Here is a 21,810-nt window from a genome sequence, read left to right as displayed (position 1 = left end):
AGGTCGCAATATGATACAATTAATTGTTGAATTTGGTTGTACCATTACGACCTGTTTATAACATTCGCTCCGGTTGCAGCCGGAGCGTTTTGTTTTCTATTTCTCTTTTTTCACATATTCGTCTATGAAAGTTAATTCCTTTACTCGCTTAACTGCTTCAGTTTGACCTATTCCATTTAATTCGTCAAAAAACAAATTCAGTTCGTCTTTTTCTGTTCGTACCCTAGAACCGTAAGGGGGTGTATCTATATATTTCCCCGGTTCAGGGGCCTTGCCTTCCCCCTGCCATATAAGATCACTAACAGTTACATCAAGTGTATCAGCAATCTTATGGAGAATTTTCATATTAGGTTGCCTCTTATCTAATTCGTATTGCTGAATAGTTCCAGTAGCCAATCCTGTTATTTCAGCGAGCCTTTTTTGAGTAAGTTTTTTCTTTTTTCTAAATCTCTGTATATTCTTTCCTATTGTGGTAGTCTGCATAACATCACCTCACACACAGTTTATCATAAGTTAAAAAAAAACACAATCAAAAAGAATGTAAAAACCATATTGACACATTCGTATAGATTGTGATAATATAAAAACACAATCGAAATGAATGCAAAAAAAGGAGGTGTGAATGTGAAAGCAAATAAAGAAAAATTAAAACTGGCAATGGCAAATGCTTGCATGAATACAGAGGACCTAGCAAAAGTATGTGAAATGCCTCGCCCAACGTTGAATAACGTAATAGCGGGTAGGGGAGTAAGACCGAAAACTTTAGGTCGTGTTGCAAAAGTATTAAATGTACCAGTAGAACAAATTTTATTAAAGGAGGTATGATTGTGAAAAAAAGTTATCTTACATGTAAAGAAGTTATGGAGATTACTGGAGTAAAGGAAGCAAAAGCATATCAATTTATAAATACAGTTAATAGGGAACTTAAGGCTAATGGATTTATTACGGTTGCAGGTAAAGTCTCTAAGAGAGCTTTTTTTGAACATTATCCAGTTGATGATGAGGTCAGGGAGGTGTATTGATGAAATTAAAAATACAATCCAAAAATGTGTGCAGTTTGTACTGATGAGGTGGTGAACAGTGGAAGAAAAGAAAAAATCATTCGTACTGTATACAACATATGAGGAACAATTTAAGCTGCTATCTCCTGGCGAACAAGGTAGTCTCATAATGGCTATATTCCAATATGTACAGACCGACAGAGTACCACCGCTTGATGGTATGGCCATGATGGCGTTTAGCTTTATAAAGGCCAACTTAGATAGAGATACAGAGAAGTATCAAGGCATAGTTAAGAAACGAGCTGAAGCAGGGCGAAAAGGTGGTATAGAGAGTGCTAAGCAAAAGCAAGCAAATCAGGCAAATGCTACTTTTGCTAAACAAAACCAAGCAAATCAAGCTGATAATGATAATGTTAATGATAATGATATTAATAATAATGATAATAAATCAAGCAAGAAAGATATAGAGGATTTTTTTAAACAGATATGGCAACTATACCCGATAAAAAAAGGTAAAGCCTCTATATCCGATACGCAAAAGAAAAAACTTTACTCTATTGGCTTAGAAGAAATGACAAGAGCAATAAGCCGATATGTAAAAGAGCAAGAAGCAGAAAAGACAGAGCGTAAATATTGGAAACATGGTAGTACATTCCTTAATTGCGGGTACATAGACTACTTGGACGAGAATTGCGAGGACAAGCCTAAAGAGAGCACAGGATTAAGGAGGATAGAAATAAGATGATTGATATAAAAGAATGCGAGTGTCAGTTGTTAGGTGCTTGGTTGTTAGGCTATCACAAAGATCATATAAAAGATTTTAGTTATTTTTCAGTTTATTGTGATGTGTTTAAGGCGATACGTGGATCAGAAAAAATTGACATGGTGACAGTGGCCAATAAAGCTAATTGCTCTATAGTAGAAATAGCAAATATCACTTCTCAATACATGCCTTCTTTATATGAATCTGCATATAAGTTCATAAGGCAATATCAGATAAGAAATATGCTGGAAGCTCTTAAGAACTCACCAGATGATATTGTAACTCAAATTGATCGAATTAATAAAGAGATTGAGAAGTTAAGCAATACTGAGATAAAGCAGCCCGCAGAACTTTCAAAACTTTATTGGTCAGAAATAGAAAACAGGCTTATGGCTGACGAATCAATTAAATATGGGATACCAAGACTTGACTATATCACAGGGGGCATAAGGGGGGAGGAACTTACAGTGATAGCAGCGAGGCCAAGCATTGGGAAAACAGCTTTTGCATTACAAATAGCATTTAAAGCAGCGCTTAAAGGCAAGAATGTATTATTTTTTCCACTGGAAATGTCAGCAACTCAGTTAGTTGAAAGATTAGTTTGTAAGGATACTGACATAGTGCATGAGCACTTGAAAGCTCCAGGAAAAATGAGTAAAGACGAATACGATAAATTAGAAACATGGCTAAGTGCTTTTAAGAGAATTGAAAGGAATCTGAAAGTAATTGAGAATGTAGGCTATCTATCAGATATAGAAAAATACATAGAGTATTATAAGTCTGATTTTATAGTTATAGACCAACTAACTCAACTGAAAGAGTATAAGCATTTTAATAGCATAAGAGAACGGTTCTCGCACATGACTAGCACTTGTAAGACACTAACTATGAAACACAAAAAACCTATTATTCTTTTAGCACAGATTAACAGGGATTCGCAGGGTAGAGTACCGACATTAGCGGATCTAAAAGAATCTGGCAGCATTGAAGAAGATGCGGATAATGTGATTATGCTACATCAAAATGGAGAAATGGACCATGATTTTAAAGTTCCTATGCAAATACTTGTGAGAAAACAAAGAAACGGACAAAAAGATGTAGTCATTGATGCAATTTATCAAAGTGACAAGTTCTCATTGAGGGAGGAAATGTAAGATATATTTTTAGGGTGCGGATTTGAGTATATAAAGGCGTAGAGTGTAACAGTTTTTATATACAAGATAAAGATAGGAGGTTAAAAATGTTAAAGCGAACAAATCGCATAATTAGTGTGGTACATACAGACAAACTTGGTGATCTGGTAGCTGGGTTTTATTCAGTTGAAACTAATGTTTATTTTAGAAATGCAGAAGTTCATTTAGGAAATTTAATACTTATTAGCTATGGAAAATAGAAAGAGGTGAGATAAATGTATATACAAACACAGGACGGAAAGGCAATAATGCCATGTAAGGCGATAGGCAACAATTATGATGAAGGAAAAGGAGTACATATTATAACCGTTTTTTACCCTGAGAATAGGCAATCATATAAAGTTGCACATTATAGAAATGAAAAACAGTTTAAGAGTGTTTTTAGAGAGCTGCAAGAAAACTTGGTAAATGGAGAACGGAAAATATATTATATGCCTCAGGATGCGGGTTGCATTTAGTTTAGGAAGGAGTATATGAATAATGAATAAGCCGATTTTAGAAATACTGAGAGAACAATTTATTCCTCACCATGATGTAATGGATATATTGAGACAGATTGTAAATAAGAGCGGGAATAGAGATATAGCTATTTGCATGATAGAAGCTTACAATTTAGGACGTATCCGCACGCTACAAGAATTGAGGGCAAAGAAAAAGGCAGCTATAGGTCAAATTTCCAAAACTAAACAAGCAAATGAAGGAGCTCGCAGCCCTAAGGATGAACTGAAGGCAATTCAAATTATAGGAATAGGTGAAACTGCCCTAAGAGTATCTAGCCTTTGTAAGGATATTTCATCAATGCCAGTTGAAGAAATCGAGGAATTGAGAAAAACAGTACAGACGGAGATTGAAAAGGGGAAATATTGTTGCAAAAATATTGATAAGGTCCCCGAGTTTGTAGACCTACTAATGGATGCATGCATTAAAATAAGAGGCCACCAAGAAAGCTTTTATTCAAAGCAAATCTCAGTGGCCAGAGTGATAGAATCACTCCCTCAACAAGATGATTCTATCAGTTGTGCAATCTAAAATCAAGTAATGACACAATAATTGAGCGGAAATTTGCATTGAGCCTGGAATGACGGCAGCATTTTGGACAGACCCTTGATTTGGTAATGCAGTGCAGAAGGTGTGCATAAAATGCTGGATATTTTATGCGCACAAAGGGCAACCTTAGCCTAAGATTTATTACAGCACAATTTTGCGTAGTTAGGTTACGCAAAGAGAAAGGAACGTAAGCTTATGGTTAAAATAAAAATATCATATGAAACGCCGGAAGAAAAGCGGATTATTCTAGCCGCTCTTGACCCGGTATTAGAGGCTAAAAGTATAAAAGGAAATCAAGCTGAAAAGCCCTTTTCAAAAGCATATATTACAGCAAAAATTAAAGGGATTTCACAAAAAATAACTGGTGCAAGCATTGAAATATAAGGGTTTATGTGATATAATAAAATAAAAAGATAGTACCCCATCAAAAAATGATGGAAGCCGGTAAATTTAGGCGCGGGAATGACTGAGACACATCAGTTGTTCTTGCGCTTTTTTATTTTCAGAAAGGAGGTGTATTGTGATACTGACAGAGAAACAAAAACGCTTTATTGACTATTACATAGAGATTGGCAATGCTACAGAGGCAGCCAAGAAGGCAGGATATAACGCCAAGAGTGATAGGGCATATCAAAATATAGGGTCAGAAAACCTATCAAAACTTGGGGATTTGATAAACGAGAAGCTTTCTGAAATTGCATCGGATAGAATTGCAGTTGCTACAGAAATCATGGAATACTTAACGGCGGTCATGCGGCGTGAACATAAGGAGAACATCGTTGTTACCATAAAAGAAGAACAATCAAAATATGTGCCTGATGAAAACGGCACCATGAGAAAACAGACGGTCAAAACGGAAGTTCCGAAGACAGTAGAGATTCCGGCAAGGCTGGTAGATGCAAACAAGGCGGCGGAGCTGCTAGGCAAAAGGTACAGATTATTTACAGACAATTTTGATGTTAACATTGAAAGTACACAGAAATTTGACGATATCATAAGCCAGATTGGTGGTGAAGGGCTTGACGAATAAGCCTTCATTACAGAAAGAGAAAGGAAAAGAAAAAATGCAGAAAAATTTCACGGCTTTAAAAGAAGCCATAGAAAAATCAAGGAAGATTAAACAGGACTATAATGTAGAGCTGAAAAAGATTCTAACAGACCAGAATATCAGTGAAGCCTACAGAAGCCAGAAAAAAGCTGAGCTTACCGCATCGACTAATAAAGTCAAAGCGGACATACTTGAGACTTTTAGCAGTAACTTGGGAGAGTTAAGGTCCAAACTTAACGCAGCTCATGATGTTTGGAAGAATGCAAATGAGCCGATACTTGCGAGCACGCTGTCATTGATTCAGATGGGGATTCAGCCATCTAAGACAATGATAGAACAGTTTCAGGGAGATTTCATCAGTATGTCGGTACTTTCCAAAGCCCTTACGAAAAACGGCCTTTATGATGGTACCGAACCATATCGGCTGACAAAAGACACTGATAGTCTCGTGGGGAATGGTGTTGATTTCTATGCTGACACTATTGGTTTGAACTTTGAGCTTGGTGTAAAAGATGTTGGTAGTTACAGCGTTTCGGCTGCTACCGAAGGCCTAATTAAGCTTTCCAAGATTGTGGGCTGTGACTTTGAAACAGAAACAATTGATTATTTCATTGCAGGAGCAAAGAGAGGAAGTGGATTGAGTGAGTAGGATGCTGTTAAAAAGTATGAGCACAGGGGAGTATCAAGCCAATGCCAAAACTATGACACGAGAAGGGATTACGCGAGAGGTAGAAGATTGTGTAAGAACCGGAAGCTGCGAAGGTGATCCTCGGAACAATATCGAATGGCATAAAACAAAAGGTTGGACAAGTGGTGATGACAATGCAGATTGACAATAGCGTTCCTCTAGGAACAGAAATCAGAATTAGGGGGAGGGTTTACAGGATTGATTTGACAGGCAATCAGGTCATAAAGCTAACGAGGAGATTTACTTTTAAAACACGCCTGTATCCCAGATCAGCACCGATTTCTTGGATTGATCGGAAATTCAAGCTGTCATTTATAAGAGCATGCTGGAATTTTGTTGACGATCTTCTTGGAGAAGGAGCTTGCGAGCGATATTTCGGGATAAGAGCTTGTAGTGTGGAACAGATACTGGGGCTTTTAGGGTATCTGGCTGACGAGATTGAAAAACAGAGAACAGAACAAGGGGGGAATACATATGGAAAAAATTAGTTTCAACGCTGGCATGATTGAGCTTGCCATCCAAGGAGATAAAAGCCGGGTGCTGAGATTTAACCCTGAAAGCACTAACATCGTCGAAGGTTTCTTTTTAATGATGGATAAATTTAACGCCAAGATGCCAGAGTTCCAGGCAAGAGCAGAGGCACATGACCGTAACGCATCACAACTGAGCGATATCGAAAGTGCAAGGGAACGACTTAGCATACAAAAAGATATTGACAAATTTATCAGCGATGAAATCGACAGAGTATTTGGAATAGGAGCATCGGCAATTATATTTGCTGATGCCAGTCCTTCGGCCAAGACAGAAAACGGGGATTATGTAGCATCAAACTTTCTAAATGCAATGCTCCCGGTTATAAGGGCAGAAATGTCAAAGCGTAATTGTAAGGTACAAAGTATTATCAAGGATCATAAAAGGAAAGCAGGTAAAAAGTAATGGATCCTTTGTATCTCCCGAAATCACTTACCATTAATGGAAGAGACATAAAGATCAATACTGACTTTAGGGATTGCATTGCTATCTTACGCCTGCTTGAGGATCCTGTATTGAGTAACCTGGAAAAAGTGCAAATTATGATTGGCATACTTTTCAATGAGGAATTGGATTTTTCAGAATATGACGAAGCCTTAGCACAGGCAATTCTATTTCTTGATGGTGGACCTGGTACGGATAATTCAAGGCATGGACCGAGCTATGGCAAGCTGTACTCGTGGGAACAAGACTTAATATATATCCTTTCCGGAGTAGATAAAGTTTTAGGGTTCTCGTGCAGAACAAAGAATTATATGCATTGGTGGGAATTTCTGACCGCATTTATGGAAATGGGCGAGTGTACATTTTCAACGCTTGTACACCAGCGTAAATTGAAAAAACAAGGCAATCAGAGTAAGGCCGAAAAGGAGTGGTGGGCCGAGAACAGAGATATTGCGGAGCTTGATAAAAAAGCCCTTCTTACATCAGAAGAGCGAAGTGCGTTAGATAAGTTTAATAAATTACTTGGAGAATAAAAGAAGGAGGTGATTTGATGGCTGGAACAACAGCAGGTTCTTTAATTTTTGACACCAAAACAGACATCGTTGGATTTACAAAAGGGACAAATCAAATATCAAAAGAAATCAACAGTCTAGAATCAACATTTCAAAAAATTGGTGTTGCTATTGCAGCAGCCTTTTCTATGCAGAAAATTATAGGCTTTGGCCAAGAAGCTTTAACTGTAGCATCAGACTTGCAAGAAGTACAGAATGTCGTAGACACAACTTTTGAAGCAAGTTCCAAGACCATCGACCAGTTTGCAAACACAACACTTGAGCGGTTTGGTTTGTCGGAATTATCAGCAAAACAATTTTCTTCAACTATAGGTGCGATGTTTAAATCTATGGGATTGGGCAAAAAAGAAATTTTAGATATGTCACAAGGTATTACGGGACTAGCTGGCGACATGGCTTCGTTCTATAATTTAGACCCAGAGGTGGCATTTGAAAAATTAAGGTCGGGAATTTCGGGAGAAACAGAGCCACTTAAACAATTAGGTATAAATATGTCTGTGGCCAACCTTGAAGCGTTTGCTTTAGCTGGGGGCATTAAAAAGTCCTATGAATCTATGACGCAGGCGGAGCAAGCCACTTTACGTTATCAATACATAATGAAAGCTACAGCAGATGCACAGGGAGATTTTGAGAAAACTCTTGGCGGGAGCTATGCAAACCAGACTAGAGTATTAAAGGAAAACGTCACCTCTTTAGCGGGGGCATTAGGTGAGCTTTTGCTTCCAGCTGTGACGAGTATAGTTTCAATATTGAATGAGGTAGTAGTTGGGATTACCGACTTAATAGAAGCAGCAAGCGAAGGGAATATAATTGCAATTGCGATTGTGGCCATTATTACAACATTAACAGCTTTATTTGCCGCATATATGGTAAAGCTTCTTTTTACTAATGCTATAACATCGCTGTGGACTGCTATATCTGGTGCGGCAACGCTTACAACCACAGCTTTAGGTGCAGCTTTTGCATTCTTAACCGGGCCGATTGGTCTTGTGGTGATTGCTATTGCTTCCTTAATAGCCGTTATTGTTCTTGTCGTAAAATATTGGGACGAAATAAAAGAAAAAGCAATAGAAGTATGGAAATCAATAAAAGAAACCTGGAGCAGTGTTGCATCTTGGTTTAACCAAACTTTTATAGAGCCAATAAAAAAGGGGATTAATTCAATTTTGGGATTTGCAGAAGGGTTAGCAAATGGGTTTATTGACGCGGCAAATAAGATTATAAGGGCATTAAACGGAATCAATTTTTCCATTCCTGACTGGGTTCCTGAAATCGGTGGTAATGAGTTTGGATTTAATATAAAAGAATTGAGCAGAGTTTCATTGCCCAAGCTTGCCACCGGTGCAGTCATACCGCCAAACAGCGAGTTCTTAGCTATCTTAGGCGACCAGAAACACGGTACTAACATCGAGGCCCCTCTATCTACGATTGAGCAGGCTGTTGATAATGCATTATCCAGACGAGGCAGCACTGGAGGGAGCAGTACTATACCTATTATCATAGAAATTGATGGACGTGAACTTGCAAGGGTTATGGCCCCATATACCGCCGGCGAAGCCATGCGCCAAGGAACAAGGCTTATAAATGGGATGACGTAAGTAGTAGGGTTATATGCCAGACGAGCAAATTGTTAAATTAATTTAAGAAGGAAATAAGGAGTATATTTCACAACTATGATTGCAAGTAAGAGCCTTTCTCCTTTCATTATACTCGCTGGGAAACTGGCGGGTTTTTCATTGTGTCAGATTATAATAGATTATGTCGAACATACGCTGTTGAATCATGGAAGATTTAGGGATATGATTAAATAAAAAAGGGAAGAAAGCAAATGAGTGAAAAAAAGATCGTAGACTTAGGTAAAATTGAGCATAAAATCTGTTTTGGGATTCATGTTGCTAGATGGGTAGCAAAAAATAGGAAATATAGAAAGAATGAAGCGTGGGAGTTAAGAGATGAGTACACGGAAAGAGCGGATAATAAGAGAAAAGTAAGAAAAATAAGATTGGTAGATAGACGGAATGACAAATATTACGAAAAGATTATTGACTTGGAAACAAATGAGGTCACGCATTTTTGTGAAGAACCGCTATCGGAACATTACGGGCACGGAAGTGCGAAAGTAAAAAAAGAAAAGTAGAACCTAAGAGCAAAAAAGAGCGGGGATGATTACAAATATGAAAGTGACTAGAACTTTAATAGCTAAGAGGAGACAAAGGAATGGGATGGTATGATACAATTAAAGATGCAGTTAGTGTTATGCAAAAGGCTGATAATATAGATGTAACCAAGCAACTATTAGAAGCACAAAAAGAGATGATGGACATTCAGCAAGAAAATTTTGAACTTAAGAGAACTATTGATGAGCTAAATACAATAATAGAAAAATCAAAAAAGATTAAATATAGCGAAGGTAGAGGTGCTGTTTATACTATTGAAGAAGACGGATCAAAGCAAGGCCCATACTGCACTTGCTGTTGGGAAGCTGATGGAAAAACGATTTCTTTACATCGACGCTCCACAAGCTATATGAACTGCCCTTGTTGCAAAGCTGAAATAAAATCACGTTTAGTTTATGATAATGAAGATGAAACAGAATCTGAGACATAAATAGAAATCAAAGTTTTAAGGACCATCTCAGCGGTGGTTCTTTTCTTATATCCTTTTACATAAAAAATTATACGCTATACCCAACCCCCAACCTGCCAAATCAAGTTTGTTGATATATTTATTAGAAATGCATAAAACATAGGCATCCCCTCCATTGTTATTGATACGAAAATTAAATAAGCAGCTAAATAGATATCTAGTAATATTTTCATTGAATCAGCATGTTGAGGCGCACCGGCGTTTCCAGTTGGGAGTTGAGTATAACATATAGCTATAAACACAATATACCATAGTTTAATACTTTTAGTAAAGAATAAAAGGAGGTGAGCCGTATGGCTAAAGGGGGCTTAACGAATAAGCAAGAAAAATTCGTACAAGAGCTACTAAAAGATAAAAGCCAAAGAGAAGCATATAGAACGGCTTACCCAAAGAGCATTAATTAGGCAGATGCGGCAGTTGACACACAGGCCTGTATATTGTTTAAAAATAGTAAGGTGCTAGAAAGGTATAACCAGCTACAAAAGAGATCACTTAGAGCCATTAGAGGGCTTAAAAAGGCGTAAGGAATGGGCTGACATATGAGCAGATAGCTGCTAAAATAGGAAGAGTACCTTCTACATTGTATAAATAGAAAAAGAAGTATGCGGAGATTTTGGAGGCTTTAAAAAGAGAAAAAGTAGAAAATGGAGGTTCATGTATGCTTAGTATTGAAGAATACATTGCAAAACGGAAGAAAGAAGATCGGCTTGATGAATTTGATGGGAAATTCAAAGATGAAAATTTGAAAATCTGTGTTAACTATATTTTTGAATACTTTATGAATTATATAAGTATTACTGAATTTGAAATGAAATCAATTATTAAGGACGAAAGAGTTGAAGAGTATAGAAAAACCTTAAGGGCTTATGAACCAGAAATAATTGAGTGGCTTACAAATATTTATGATAAAAGTGGCAAATATGCAAATAGAATTATTGGAAATATGCTGGAAAAGTATGATTTTTTTTCCATATTTAACACTGAATCGGAATTTAGAGAAGTCTCTTACGAATTATATAAAAGAATAACGAAGCGGATCCCAGAGTTAAAAGGACAATCGGAGATGATTTTTCAATTTATTAAAGCCTATCACAAAAAGAGGGCTCACGCTGAGGGTTTTTCTGATTATACATTTTCTAATTCAATATTGAATTGGCTTGAACAAACTAGAAAAAAATATGGGGTTAATATAGCAGTTTTTGCGTATAAATGGTTAGATCAACTATATGAGAATAAGGATTTATGGCCTAATACAAATAGAAAAGATAGATTCGGACAAAGTGAATATGACTATACACAGAAAAGGAATGTGTTTAATTTGGAATCATTATATAGGAACATACCAAAAAAGGCATTCATACGAGGCAAGAAACAAGAATTAGAGGCTCTAATGATGTATATATGGCTTCATAATTATTGTAGGGATGAAAATGGTTATTGGGATGAATACTCACAAAAAGTATTACCTATTATAGACCTTCAAGATAAGGCGCAAGTTTAAAGTTGATAAAGCTCTTTGGTATAATTAAAAGGTCATTATTTGTCTTCTACTTCTATTATAGCTCCAGGTTGACATGCTAATTATAATCAAATTGATTTAGGTACTACAAAAGTACTAAAGAATTGCAAGCTGTAGTTATAATCGTGTATTATATGGAATTTATAATACACAAACGTTGAAAAATACACAATGGCAATATAAACTATTTATACTGAATTGAAATTGATAATGACCGGATGTTGCTATAAGCATTGAAATATCAAAGTTCAACCTTTTCATGGCCTAAGCGAGCAGCTATAAGCAGTGGAGAAAATCCAAGTTCAATTAATAGGCTTGCGTGACTATGTCTAAGATTATGCAGCCTTATTTTTTTTCTAAATAATACTATCTTTAATAAGGAATAGGGGCTTGACAAAAGCGTATAGTACCCATATGCTATTGATATGGATAAACTTATAAATAACAAACATCAAATTGCGAATAATTCTCTGCATTTAGCGTTTGCGTTGATTGAGCTAGACAAGAAGTCACGATGCTTTGGAACGGATGTGCCGATTTATTACTCTGAAATACATGTAATAATGGCTATTGCTGAGCACCCGGGCATTCATGTAGGCGGACTCGCCGATATTCTAGGCGTAACAAAAGGGGCTGTTTCTGAAATTCTCAAAAAGTTAGAGAAAAAGGCCCTGGTGATTAAGGAAATTGATGAGCTTAATCTGTCTAGATACTCACTGAGCTTGACTGAAAAAGGCAAAACCGCTCACAACAGCCATCTGGAGTATCATTCTATCTTAAACCGCATGGTTGAAGAGGAGTTGCAAAATGCTTCTGAACATGACTTAGCGTTTTTATCTGATTTTTTGTCGTCCATGATAAGCAAGGTCAAAAATTTTAATGAGAATTTTTAAGAATAAAAATTTTTTCTTAAAGCGTATGGTTGCTATACTCATTTTGATATACTTTTGTAAGGAGGTAGGGAGATTAAGAAGGAAATAGAAGAAAAGCCATATCTGGCTTCTGACAATAGCGCTGGAAGTAAGCGGAGGGAAAAGATTGTTGAAGTGGATGAAAGGGCTTTAGGGCCTTTCTATAATTCGGTAGCTTCATGTATTTTCCTTTGTTTTTATCCATATGAATGCCCAATGTTTTCGCCGAACAATATCTTTAAGAGTAGGTTAGAAGATAATAAAAATAAAGAACGCTTAAAAAAGCAGGAGAGGGAGAAAGAATAGAAATGAATCAATTACATAGAAATCACGACAAAGACCAACCGCTCTTTTCAAAAAAAGCTGCGCCGATAATGCTGATAATCGGTATCGCTTTTATTGCAGCAAATCTCCGAGCTCCTTTAACGTCAGTGGGACCTTTAGTCAGTTTAATCCGAGATAACTTGTATATCTCAAACACACTGGCAGGAATGATTACGACTCTGCCCTTGTTCGCCTTTGCGCTGTTCTCACCCCTTGTACCTGGAATGGCCCGTAGGCTTGGAACAGAAGTAGTTCTATTTTGGTCAGTTGTCCTTCTTACCCTAGGACTTTTATTGCGTTCCTGGGCTGGAAGCTTAGCCTTGTTTTTGGGAACGGCCATTCTTGGACTGTCCATTTCAGCAGGAAATGTATTAATACCAAGTTTAATTAAAAAGGAGTTTCCAAGGCAGGTTGGGGTGATGACCGGAGTCTATTCTGTTTCTATGAATGTTTTTGCAGCATTAGCCTCTGGGATAAGCATTCCTTTAGCAGTAGGCTTAAGCTTGGGATGGGCCGGAGCATTGAAGATTTGGGCAATACTTAGTTTGACAGCCATTGTGCTTTGGATTCCTCAATTGAGGAGAAAAAAACAGAAAATAGCCATCGTTGATAAAAGAACTGATATGGATGTCACAGACGGTACAGCTGAATTGGATGCGGAATGGAAAAAAAGAAACAGCTTGGGTAAACCTGTAATGAAAGAAATCAACATGTGGAAATCCCCTCTGGCCTGGCAAGTCACTTTCTACATGGGCTTGCAATCGATGGTGTTTTATTGCATGGTCGCTTGGCTGCCTGATATTTTAATTCAACAGGGTATGAACCCAAGCAACGCGGGTTGGATGCTTTCCCTTATGCAATTAGCGCTGATTCCTGTGACCTTTGTCGGATCCGTTCTTGCGGGGCGCAGAGCCAGCCAGCAGTCTTTAGTGGTATTGGGCTCGCTATGCGTCATCACAGGGTTGTTGGGACTGCTTTTCTTTGGGGGAGCTGGGCTAACAGGTTTGTGGATAATTATATTAGGAATTGGAGGCGGATTTACCTTTAGCTTGTCAATGATGTTTTTCAGTCTGCGGACAGATCAGGCTGATGAAGCGGCAAGATTATCCGGCATGGCACAATCTATAGGCTATCTGCTGGCCGCTTTTGGACCGATGCTTTTCGGATATCTACATGATACTACCAGCAGCTGGACTATACCGCTTACTATCCTTATTGGAGTCGCTGGGCTCTGCTTTTTTGCTGGTTTAGGGGCAGCAAGGGATTTATCTGTTCGCAGAGCACTGGACAATAAACCCAAAGTTGCGTAATATGCACAAAAGCAGTGGTATAAAAGAGTAAAGATCCTTACATAATATGGATAGAAGTCTTGAGGAGGTAAGAGCATGAAGCAATTTACTTGTTCCTGTATAGCGGAGCAGTTCAAGCGGACCGATCAGGTTTTCGTTGGATTAGAGGGTTATAGCCAGGCGGAGATCCCGTGTGTATATAGGCCTAATGGCCAGGTGACTCTGCGGAGGGCGAAGTTAGAAGCCAACTTCTGCCCTCTGTGTGGAGCCAAGTTGGCAGACCTGGAGTCGAAAAACGACAAAGATAATAAATAAAAAAAGGTGCAGAGGACGTAGGCGTAAAAGCCTGACAGAGTTCTGCACCTTTTTTAATAAAACCTATTTGACCAAAGTAAAAATCTCCTCTAAGGGCTTTTTAGCTGGACTTTTTTGATTTTCCTGAGGAAGCCCAATGGCGAACATGTTGACGAAGAAGTAGCCTTCCTTGAAAATATTCAGCTCATCTTTGAGATAGGCTTCCAACTCGGCGGCAGCATAGTTGGCACTGGTCAGCCAACAAGTGCCATAGCCCAGATCGATGGCTTTCAGGGTCAAATTTTCACAGGCGGCACCGATGCTCTGCATGCCAGGATTTCGGTAACCCATCAGGTCCAGCAAAATCTCTTGCTCCGCTCCGATCAGTTTATATTCGTTGTATCCCGAAGGAACATAGACCGTGGCCAGCGTGAGGATGATAGCTGGAGCCGTATCTCGCCAGAAGACGGTGAAATTTTTGCAAAACTTGCGAAAGCGGTCAGCTTTTTCCTGATCTACTTTGTCCATTTCCAAGCAGACCGCTTCGTTTTTTTCGCAGATAATGTCAGCGATTTTCTGGATGACCTGTCTGTTTTTTATCGCGATAAAGTGCCAATTCTGCGTATTTTTTCCGGACGGTGCTGTGCCAGCAGCCTTGATAATATCTTCTAAATCTGCATCGGGGATACCGCCTTCTCGGTAGCGTCGGATGCTCTGTCTTTTTTCAAGAGTAGTTTGTAATTCCATGGTTTCCTCCTAAACATGTGGTTTAGCTTGTCTATTTTTAGTGTAGCACTATTTCTCAGAAAGTTCAAGAGAGCTTGATTTCAAGGGGTTAAGGAAAAGTCATCTGATTTTATATGGAAAAAAAGAAAATTGGTGGAATATTATAAAATTATAAGATAAAATAAGAGCCAAATAGCAAAGTAAACAGGAGGACGTTCTTCTGTAAAGGTGGTGTGAAAACGTGGTATTTAATTTAGAGCAGCTGAGTCTTTTTACGGATATGATGAAGGAAGGCTTTATTTATGTGGACAAGGCGGCTAAGATTAAGTTGTACAACAAGCGCGCGAAGGAAATCTTTCGGATTGACAAAAGCATGGGTACGGGCCATCCTCAAGGAGCCATCAAAAAAGGAGATCTGGTTATCATTGGAGACAACTGTCTGGGGAAAGATGATGGTGGGTTAAAACCCGAGAGTTTGAGCAAGATTGGTATCTTTGATAAAACTATTCGACCAACCGATGTGCTAATGGCTGTAGGGACCTTCGAGGACGGTAGCATTAAGCCCGTATACCGGCATTATCATCAGGGGGAAGATTTTCTGCCGTCTGTTTCTTTACAGACCGAAATCCTGGGGTTCCCTGTTTCAGTACAGATTGGCAGTGACAGTATCACCATCTCTTTTGGCGGCGAATCTTTTGTGATGAGTTATATTAATTCCATTGGCCATTTGGTCATCATCGATCGAAGCACCTTTAAGGTAAAGTTTTATCAAACAGATGGATATACGGCCAGAAGTGAAGATTTGCTGTACGTGCTCAACGGAAAGCATTACCGGGCGAAAGGGCCTACGGTAGATGCTTTGGATATCATCAATCAGGATATCAGCAGTATTCACAAGGAGGGTGCAGCTATTCAGGAACTGTGTAATGTCGCCAGAGGTGGAAGCAGTACGTATAAAGATCAATTTTCCGAAATTAATGGCATTCCTACCTTATGCTCTGTATTTCCAGTGGATATACGAGGGAAAAGAGATGGGGCGGTTTTAAAGATTGAAGATATCTCCAGCCTGCAAAAAGTTATCCAGCAACGAAATGATGCGTTGACTTACATAGAAGAAATGAAGGAGTTAGTACACGACAAGGTATTGGACGAAGAGGGGATGACCATCATAAAAGGAGAAAGCCCCGCTATGAAGAATGTAAAAAAGCTGGCGTGCAAGGCTTCCCGGTCCAATTCTACCGTGCTGTTGCTGGGCGAGAGTGGAACGGGTAAATCTCATTTAGCGGAGACCATCCACGGATCTAGTACCAAGAAAGATCAGCCCTTCATTCACGTGAATTGTGGGGCCATGCCGGAAAGTTTGTTGGAAAGTGAACTGTTTGGCTATGAAAAGGGTTCTTTTACAGGGGCTAACAGCGAAGGGAAGGCAGGCTTGTTTGAAAAGGCCAGGGGGGGAACAATCTTTCTGGATGAAATCGGCGATATCAGCCTGGCTGCTCAGGTCAAGCTTCTAGGTGTATTGCAAAACAAAACTTTTTTTAAACTTGGCGGCACGACCTCTATTACAGCTGATGTGCGAATCATTGCAGCTACCAACAAAAATTTGGAGGAAGAAATTAAGAACGAGCGGTTTCGGGAGGACTTATTTTACCGGCTCAATGTTTTCCCTATTTGGATGCCGCCTCTCCGAGAGCGGAAAGAGGATATCTGCTGCCTGTGCGACGAAATCTTAAGCCAAATCTGTGAAAAGCTTCAATGCGGCGAAAAGTTTGTTTCGCCTGGAGCCCAAAGACTGCTGATTGGTTACCACTGGCCGGGCAACGTGCGGGAGCTGGAGAACACCTTAGAGCGTGCTGCTAATATGGCAGACGGCCGGATTATTACGGAACATCATTTGCCAGAAAGAATTACCAGTCATCAGGGTAAAATCCGTCAGACGGTTTGGAAAAGCTTCCAGGAATACACGGAAGAAGCAGAAAAGCGCGCCATTCTGGAAACGTTGGCTTATTATAACAACGATAAAAAGCGGGCTATGCAGGCATTGAAGATGGGAAAAACAAATTTTTATCAGAAAATAAAAAAGTACAATCTATAAAAGATCGCACAAGTTCGTAAAAACGGAATGCAGTTCATATAAGTGAACTGCATTTTTTAATAGGTTGCTGTTTATTTTTCGAAATCTTCCGAAAAAACGGAAATTTTTATGAGATATTTTTATATAAACGTTGAAGAACAAGGATTTACAAGCTTGGCATGGTTTTTGCCTAATAGTAAGGCAAAGGAATATGTATCAATACGCAATGATGAAACAAGGTATAAGAGAAAGTAGCAGTAGAAATCTACAAATCATAGATTTGTAATTTCCTTGCATTAGTCCGTCAACAAGCCACTTTACAACTTGAACGAACTAATCAAGTAAGAACGAGAGGAGCATATGATGAAGAAAAAGGATTTTATTTTTGACGGCTGTAATATGACAGAGCTTGCTGCAAAGTACGGCACCCCCCTTTACGTGATGTCCGAATCGTCCATTGTAGACAAGTGCAGAGAAATTAAAGCCAGATTTTTGAATCAATACCCAAACACCAGAGCCGTGTTTGCCAGTAAGGCTTTTCAGACTCTGGAGGTCTGCCGGATTGTGACTAGGGAAGGGCTTGGCATGGATACGGTGTCTGGTGGCGAAATTTATACGGCCCATAAGGCGGGTGTGCCTATGGAGAACCTGGATTTTCATGGGAACAATAAGACGCTACAAGAAATTCAGATGGCGGTAGATTACAACGTGGGCCGGATTGTGGTAGATAACCGGTACGAGCTGCAAAACTTGAATCAATACGCCGGAGAAGCAAATAAAAAAGTAAAGATTTTATTCCGCTTCACTCCTGGGGTAGACAGCCACACCCACAAATTCATCACTACCGGACAGCTGGATTCCAAGTTTGGCATCCCTTTAGAAAACGGGATATTGAAAGAAATGGTCAAGCTGGCGGAGGAGATGGAACACGTGGAACTGATGGGCTTCCACTTCCACGTGGGCTCCCAGCTGAGCAGCAACGAAGCACATCTGGCGGCTCTGGATATCGCCTTAAAAATGATGAAGGAGGTGAAAGCAGAACTGGGCTTTGAGACGAAGGAACTGAATATCGGCGGAGGCTTCGGCATTCATTATACCGGCGACGAAAAGACTGTCAACATCAGCGAATTCCTAGATCCCGTCATGGAAGAACTTTACGTTAAGTGCGAAGAATATGGTCTGTCGGTGCCGGAGATTACCATAGAGCCGGGCCGCTGGATTGTAGGTGAAGCCGGTGTTACCCTGTATACGGTGGGCTCCATCAAAGAGATACCGGGCATCCGCAAATACATCGGGATTGATGGGGGAATGACGGATAATATCCGGCCAGGTCTGTACGATGCCAAATATGAGGCCTTGATAGCGAATAAGATGAATCAGCAGGAGACGGAAGTGGTGTCCATCGCTGGCAAGTGTTGTGAGAGCACAGACATCCTTATCTACGATATAGAGCTACCTAAGGCGGAATCCGGGGATATCCTGGCCGTACTGGGGACAGGAGCTTACTGCTATGCATTGTCCAGCAATTACAACAGAATACCGAGAGCTGCCGTAGTCCTGGTAAAGGACGGAGAAGACCGGCTGATTGTTAAGAGAGAGACCTATGAGGAGATGATTTCCAGAGAGATATAGGAGGATGATTTGATGAATTAATTATTTGTAGAGGCACAGGCAGAAAATATTTTGTCAGTTGTACTTGGTAAAGACGGAGAATCCACAGAAATCATTCACAGACAAAGGTATTAACAGAGAAAAAGTAGATGAACTTTGGTAAGGGAGAGAATATGCTCAAACAATATATAAATGAAAGGTTAAGTACACTAGAAGGGCATGCAGGCGTATATTATAAAAACTTAAAAACAGGTGAAACTGTTTTAACAGAAGGACAAGACCAGTTTTTAGCGGCCAGTATCATAAAAATATGGATTATGGCAGAAGCATTTCGTCAGATGGAAGAAGGAACAATAAAAAAGGATCAAAAAATTATTTTGCGTGACTCCGATAAGGTCCCCAACAATAAAATGCCCGACTATTTTGCTGAAAAAACCAGAGGAATTTTATCCGAGGATATGTTTCCGGAAAGTGGTGTCCTCAATTATTTGCATGCAGAAAGTGAATGGACGGTTGAGGATTTATGCCGGCTGATGATTATAATCAGCGACAATACTGCTACCAATATACTGATTCGGCTATTGGGGATGACGAATATTAATGAACTGATTCAGTCACTCAATATGAGCAAAACCCGATTAAATAGGAGTCTTTTTGATACCAGTAAAAAAATTGAAAACACGATTTCCCTTGAAGAAACTGGATTGTTTTTAGAAAAACTGTATAGAGAGGAACTGATTTCTTCAAAAGCAAGCCAAGAAATGTCTGCTATTTTGCAAAATCAGCAAAATAACAGTAAGATACCTTTTTTCTTGCCTCAGATACCAATTGCGCATAAAACAGGTGAAGATAATGGTATAGCAAATGATGTGGGAATTATTTACAGTGATATTCCTTTTATTTTATGCTTTGCTGCAAATGACTCGTATACTCCAGCTGCAAATCAGGCCTGTCAGGATATTGCAAAGGCAGCCTATCAATACAGCATGGGACTTGTTTAGAGAAAGTATAAAATTTATAGATTATAACTAATGAAAAATGAGAAAAAACCGCCTCAGACTGTAGACAAGAAAATTCTTGCTAAAGATCATGCAAAATGTAATTATTTTAGGAGGTATAAAAATGGAAGCTAAAGAAATGCAAAGAAGTTTGAAACCAAGGCATATGGTCATGATTTCTATTGGTGGAGCTATTGGAACTGGTTTGTTTGTAGCAACGGGAAGTTCCCTTAGCTCTGCCGGACCAGGAGGCGCAATTGTAGCCTATGGCGTAATCGGTATTATGGTTTATTTTCTGATGACAAGTCTTGGGGAGATGGCAACCCATTTACCTGTTGCAGGTTCTTTTGAAACCTATGCAACCAGGTATGTAGATTCAGCACTTGGCTTTGCACTTGGTTGGAACTATTGGTATAACTGGGCTATTACCGTGGCCTGTGAATTGGTTGCAGGGGTTATTGTAGTAAAGTTCTGGTTGCCAGACTCATCAGAATTATTAATTTGCATATTGTTTTTAGCACTTTTATTTGGATTAAATTATTATTCTGCCCGATCTTATGGAGAAAGTGAATTTTGGTTTGCTGGTATTAAAGTAGTGACCATTATTATATTTCTTGTCGTAGGGTTATTAATGATTCTTGGTGTTTTAGGGGGCCATTCTCCGGGATTCTCTAACTGGACATTGAAAGATGCTCCTTTTGTCGGTGGCTGGGCTGCACTTGTGAATATCTTTATGATAGCAGGTTTTTCTTTTGGAGGAGTTGAAATCGTAGCAGTAGCAGCAGGAGAAAGTGAAGATCCGAAAAAAAATGTACCAAAAGCGATTAAAACCATCTTTTGGAGAATTATGCTTTTTTATATTGGAGCCATTATTGTCATCGGATTCTTGCTTCCATATACAGATCCAAACTTATTACAAGGAGATATTGATAATGTTGCTGTCAGCCCATTTACGCTCATTTTTGAAAGAGCTGGATTAGCTGCAGCGGCTTCTATCATGAATGCTGTAATTCTTACCTCAATTCTTTCTTGTGGAAATTCATCTCTTTACGTATCTTCTCGCATGTTATATGCTTTAGCCAAGGAAGGAAAAGCGCCAAAAGTATTCAGCAGGCTGAATAAACGTGGCGTTCCGGTCCTATCCTTAGTGGCAACAACAGCAATTGGTGCTGTCTGCTTCTTAACTACTAAAATTGGTGAAGGCACCGTATATACATGGTTGGTCAATGCTGCCGGACTGGCTGGATTTATTACATGGTTTGGTATTGCTATTTGTCATTATAAATTCAGAAAAGCTTTCTTGGCTCAGGGCCATGACTTATCTGAGTTACAGTTTAAGGCTAAATTTTATCCTTTTGGACCGATTTTTGCAATGGCATTATGTATCATTGTAATTTTAGGACAAAATTATGCAGCCTTTCTTGGAGGTACAATTGATTGGCAGGGAATTTTGGTATCCTATATCGGACTGCCGCTATTCTTGATACTATATGTGGCGTATAAAGTGGTTAAAAAGACAAAAATAATAAAACCAGAAGAAGCGGATTTATCTGGAGCCGAAGAATAAGTAGCAGATTGTTAGAAATCAGAGCTCCAAATTATAGACTACATAAAATAAGCTGCCTGTCGATTTTGAACTGCACCCTTTTAGTTAGACAGTATGATATACTGAAATAACTAAAGGGGTGTTTTTCTATGCCGAAAGGAATAACGAACAAAAGATACACAGCAGAATTTAAGAAGCATGTAGTAGAAACCATGCGAGAAGAAGGAATGAGCTACAAAGAAGCCATGCGCTAATTTGAAATTGGTAACCATCATATCATCCAAAGATGGGAACGCATCTATCTGACAGAAGGCTCAGAAGGTCTGTCGGTAGAGCGGCGTGGTCGAGCGTGTGCAGCTAGAGGTACGCAGAAGGGTCGTCCAGCAAAGTTACCACCGAAGGGCGAAGAAGATTTGATTGCAGAGAACCAGCGGTTGCGTGCAGAGGTAGCCTACTTAAAAAACTTGCAAGCCTTGGTTTTGGAAGACAAGCGAAAAGCGCGCAAAAAACGCTGGTGATTCGGGGACTGAGGCAAAGCTATTCACTGGACATTCTGTTGGAAGTGGCTCAACTTGCGCGTTCGAC

27 protein-coding genes and 1 pseudogene are annotated in these 21,810 nt (G+C 39.2%); 25 read left to right on the top strand and 3 right to left on the bottom strand.

Going from position 1 to position 21,810, the window contains the following annotated elements:
* Positions 1-96 precede the first annotated feature (96 nt).
* Complete coding sequence (locus Ami103574_RS00135) at positions 97-483, bottom strand: helix-turn-helix domain-containing protein (protein ID WP_163064743.1); 387 nt, start codon at positions 481-483, stop codon at positions 97-99.
* A gap of 141 nt (positions 484-624) precedes the next feature.
* On the opposite strand from Ami103574_RS00135, the gene Ami103574_RS00130 reads away from it, so the two are divergent.
* From Ami103574_RS00130 to Ami103574_RS00045, 18 genes are all read left to right on the top strand, one after another.
* Positions 625-825 (top strand): helix-turn-helix domain-containing protein, encoded by a 201-nt coding sequence (locus tag Ami103574_RS00130; protein WP_246213167.1) that lies wholly within the window; start codon positions 625-627, stop codon positions 823-825.
* A 2-nt stretch (positions 826-827) separates the two neighbouring features.
* Positions 828-1,022: a transcriptional regulator gene (locus tag Ami103574_RS00125; RefSeq protein WP_163064741.1), complete on the top strand. Its 195-nt coding sequence runs from the start codon at positions 828-830 to the stop codon at positions 1,020-1,022.
* Positions 1,023-1,080: 58 nt separating this feature from the next.
* Positions 1,081-1,746, top strand: a complete 666-nt coding sequence (locus Ami103574_RS00120) for a DUF6291 domain-containing protein (protein ID WP_163064740.1) — start codon at positions 1,081-1,083, stop codon at positions 1,744-1,746.
* Complete coding sequence (locus tag Ami103574_RS00115) at positions 1,743-2,918, top strand: DnaB-like helicase C-terminal domain-containing protein (RefSeq protein WP_163064739.1); 1,176 nt, start codon at positions 1,743-1,745, stop codon at positions 2,916-2,918. Before Ami103574_RS00120 ends, Ami103574_RS00115 begins: the two co-directional genes overlap by 4 nt.
* 86 nt (positions 2,919-3,004) lie before the next feature.
* Entirely contained in the window at positions 3,005-3,157 is a 153-nt protein-coding gene (locus tag Ami103574_RS00110) for a hypothetical protein (RefSeq protein WP_163064738.1), read from the top strand.
* 15 nt (positions 3,158-3,172) lie between these two features.
* Complete coding sequence (locus Ami103574_RS00105; RefSeq protein ID WP_163064737.1) at positions 3,173-3,415, top strand: hypothetical protein; 243 nt, start codon at positions 3,173-3,175, stop codon at positions 3,413-3,415.
* Positions 3,416-3,437: 22 nt separating this feature from the next.
* The gene (locus tag Ami103574_RS00100) at positions 3,438-3,986 is read left to right on the top strand and encodes a hypothetical protein (protein WP_163064736.1); all 549 of its coding nucleotides are present in this window, start codon (positions 3,438-3,440) and stop codon (positions 3,984-3,986) included.
* A gap of 213 nt (positions 3,987-4,199) precedes the next feature.
* Entirely contained in the window at positions 4,200-4,388 is a 189-nt protein-coding gene (locus Ami103574_RS00095; protein ID WP_163064735.1) for a hypothetical protein, read from the top strand.
* Positions 4,389-4,524: 136 nt separating this feature from the next.
* Positions 4,525-5,034, top strand: a complete 510-nt coding sequence (locus Ami103574_RS00090; protein WP_163064734.1) for a terminase small subunit — start codon at positions 4,525-4,527, stop codon at positions 5,032-5,034.
* Complete coding sequence (locus Ami103574_RS00085; RefSeq protein WP_163064733.1) at positions 5,024-5,701, top strand: hypothetical protein; 678 nt, start codon at positions 5,024-5,026, stop codon at positions 5,699-5,701. Before Ami103574_RS00090 ends, Ami103574_RS00085 begins: the two co-directional genes overlap by 11 nt.
* On the top strand, positions 5,694-5,885 hold the full coding sequence (locus Ami103574_RS00080; protein ID WP_163064732.1) for a hypothetical protein: 192 nt from the start codon (positions 5,694-5,696) through the stop codon (positions 5,883-5,885). Before Ami103574_RS00085 ends, Ami103574_RS00080 begins: the two co-directional genes overlap by 8 nt.
* Positions 5,875-6,228, top strand: a complete 354-nt coding sequence (locus Ami103574_RS00075) for a hypothetical protein (protein ID WP_163064731.1) — start codon at positions 5,875-5,877, stop codon at positions 6,226-6,228. Before Ami103574_RS00080 ends, Ami103574_RS00075 begins: the two co-directional genes overlap by 11 nt.
* Entirely contained in the window at positions 6,215-6,676 is a 462-nt protein-coding gene (locus Ami103574_RS00070) for a hypothetical protein (RefSeq protein ID WP_163064730.1), read from the top strand. The genes Ami103574_RS00075 and Ami103574_RS00070 overlap by 14 nt, the downstream gene beginning before the upstream one ends.
* Complete coding sequence (locus tag Ami103574_RS00065; protein WP_163064729.1) at positions 6,676-7,248, top strand: Gp15 family bacteriophage protein; 573 nt, start codon at positions 6,676-6,678, stop codon at positions 7,246-7,248. Before Ami103574_RS00070 ends, Ami103574_RS00065 begins: the two co-directional genes overlap by 1 nt.
* Positions 7,249-7,265: 17 nt before the next feature.
* Positions 7,266-8,885: a phage tail tape measure protein gene (locus Ami103574_RS00060; RefSeq protein ID WP_163064728.1), complete on the top strand. Its 1,620-nt coding sequence runs from the start codon at positions 7,266-7,268 to the stop codon at positions 8,883-8,885.
* A 230-nt stretch (positions 8,886-9,115) separates the two neighbouring features.
* Positions 9,116-9,424, top strand: coding sequence for a hypothetical protein (locus Ami103574_RS00055; protein ID WP_163064727.1), 309 nt, complete (start codon positions 9,116-9,118; stop codon positions 9,422-9,424).
* An 80-nt stretch (positions 9,425-9,504) separates the two neighbouring features.
* The gene (locus Ami103574_RS00050) at positions 9,505-9,894 is read left to right on the top strand and encodes a hypothetical protein (protein WP_163064726.1); all 390 of its coding nucleotides are present in this window, start codon (positions 9,505-9,507) and stop codon (positions 9,892-9,894) included.
* 697 nt (positions 9,895-10,591) lie between these two features.
* Complete coding sequence (locus tag Ami103574_RS00045) at positions 10,592-11,434, top strand: hypothetical protein (protein WP_163064725.1); 843 nt, start codon at positions 10,592-10,594, stop codon at positions 11,432-11,434.
* Between the two features lie 262 nt (positions 11,435-11,696).
* On the opposite strand, the pseudogene Ami103574_RS16230 reads toward Ami103574_RS00045, so the two are convergent.
* Positions 11,697-11,807, bottom strand: a pseudogene (locus Ami103574_RS16230) (site-specific integrase); the annotation flags it as partial.
* A gap of 70 nt (positions 11,808-11,877) precedes the next feature.
* Here Ami103574_RS16230 and Ami103574_RS00040 point away from each other — a divergent pair.
* The 3 genes from Ami103574_RS00040 to Ami103574_RS00030 all read left to right on the top strand — a co-directional run bounded on the left by Ami103574_RS00040 (position 11,878) and on the right by Ami103574_RS00030 (position 14,291).
* Complete coding sequence (locus tag Ami103574_RS00040; RefSeq protein ID WP_163064724.1) at positions 11,878-12,345, top strand: MarR family winged helix-turn-helix transcriptional regulator; 468 nt, start codon at positions 11,878-11,880, stop codon at positions 12,343-12,345.
* Positions 12,346-12,671: 326 nt separating this feature from the next.
* The gene (locus Ami103574_RS00035; protein WP_163064723.1) at positions 12,672-13,997 is read left to right on the top strand and encodes a CynX/NimT family MFS transporter; all 1,326 of its coding nucleotides are present in this window, start codon (positions 12,672-12,674) and stop codon (positions 13,995-13,997) included.
* A 75-nt stretch (positions 13,998-14,072) separates the two neighbouring features.
* Positions 14,073-14,291: a hypothetical protein gene (locus Ami103574_RS00030; RefSeq protein ID WP_163064722.1), complete on the top strand. Its 219-nt coding sequence runs from the start codon at positions 14,073-14,075 to the stop codon at positions 14,289-14,291.
* Positions 14,292-14,354: 63 nt separating this feature from the next.
* On the opposite strand, the gene Ami103574_RS00025 is transcribed toward Ami103574_RS00030, so the two are convergent.
* A complete protein-coding gene (locus Ami103574_RS00025) occupies positions 14,355-15,017 on the bottom strand; it encodes a nitroreductase family protein (RefSeq protein WP_163064721.1) in 663 nt (220 codons plus the stop codon).
* Between the two features lie 220 nt (positions 15,018-15,237).
* On the opposite strand from Ami103574_RS00025, the gene Ami103574_RS00020 reads away from it, so the two are divergent.
* From Ami103574_RS00020 to Ami103574_RS00005, 4 genes are all read left to right on the top strand, one after another.
* On the top strand, positions 15,238-17,091 hold the full coding sequence (locus Ami103574_RS00020) for a sigma-54 interaction domain-containing protein (RefSeq protein ID WP_207710512.1): 1,854 nt from the start codon (positions 15,238-15,240) through the stop codon (positions 17,089-17,091).
* A gap of 339 nt (positions 17,092-17,430) precedes the next feature.
* Positions 17,431-18,702 carry a diaminopimelate decarboxylase gene (gene lysA / locus Ami103574_RS00015; RefSeq protein ID WP_163064720.1) on the top strand — a complete coding sequence of 424 codons (1,272 nt, stop codon included), beginning with the start codon at positions 17,431-17,433 and terminating at the stop codon, positions 18,700-18,702.
* Positions 18,703-18,830: 128 nt separating this feature from the next.
* Positions 18,831-19,682, top strand: coding sequence for a serine hydrolase (locus Ami103574_RS00010; RefSeq protein ID WP_163064719.1), 852 nt, complete (start codon positions 18,831-18,833; stop codon positions 19,680-19,682).
* A gap of 121 nt (positions 19,683-19,803) precedes the next feature.
* Complete coding sequence (locus Ami103574_RS00005; RefSeq protein WP_246213165.1) at positions 19,804-21,246, top strand: amino acid permease; 1,443 nt, start codon at positions 19,804-19,806, stop codon at positions 21,244-21,246.
* The last annotated feature ends 564 nt before the right edge of the window (positions 21,247-21,810 follow it).

This window comes from Aminipila butyrica, from assembly GCF_010669305.1.
Lineage (GTDB): Bacteria > Bacillota > Clostridia > Peptostreptococcales > Anaerovoracaceae > Aminipila > Aminipila butyrica.
The sequence above is the reverse complement of the archived record's forward strand: the minus strand, read 5'-3'. Positions and strand labels throughout refer to the sequence as shown.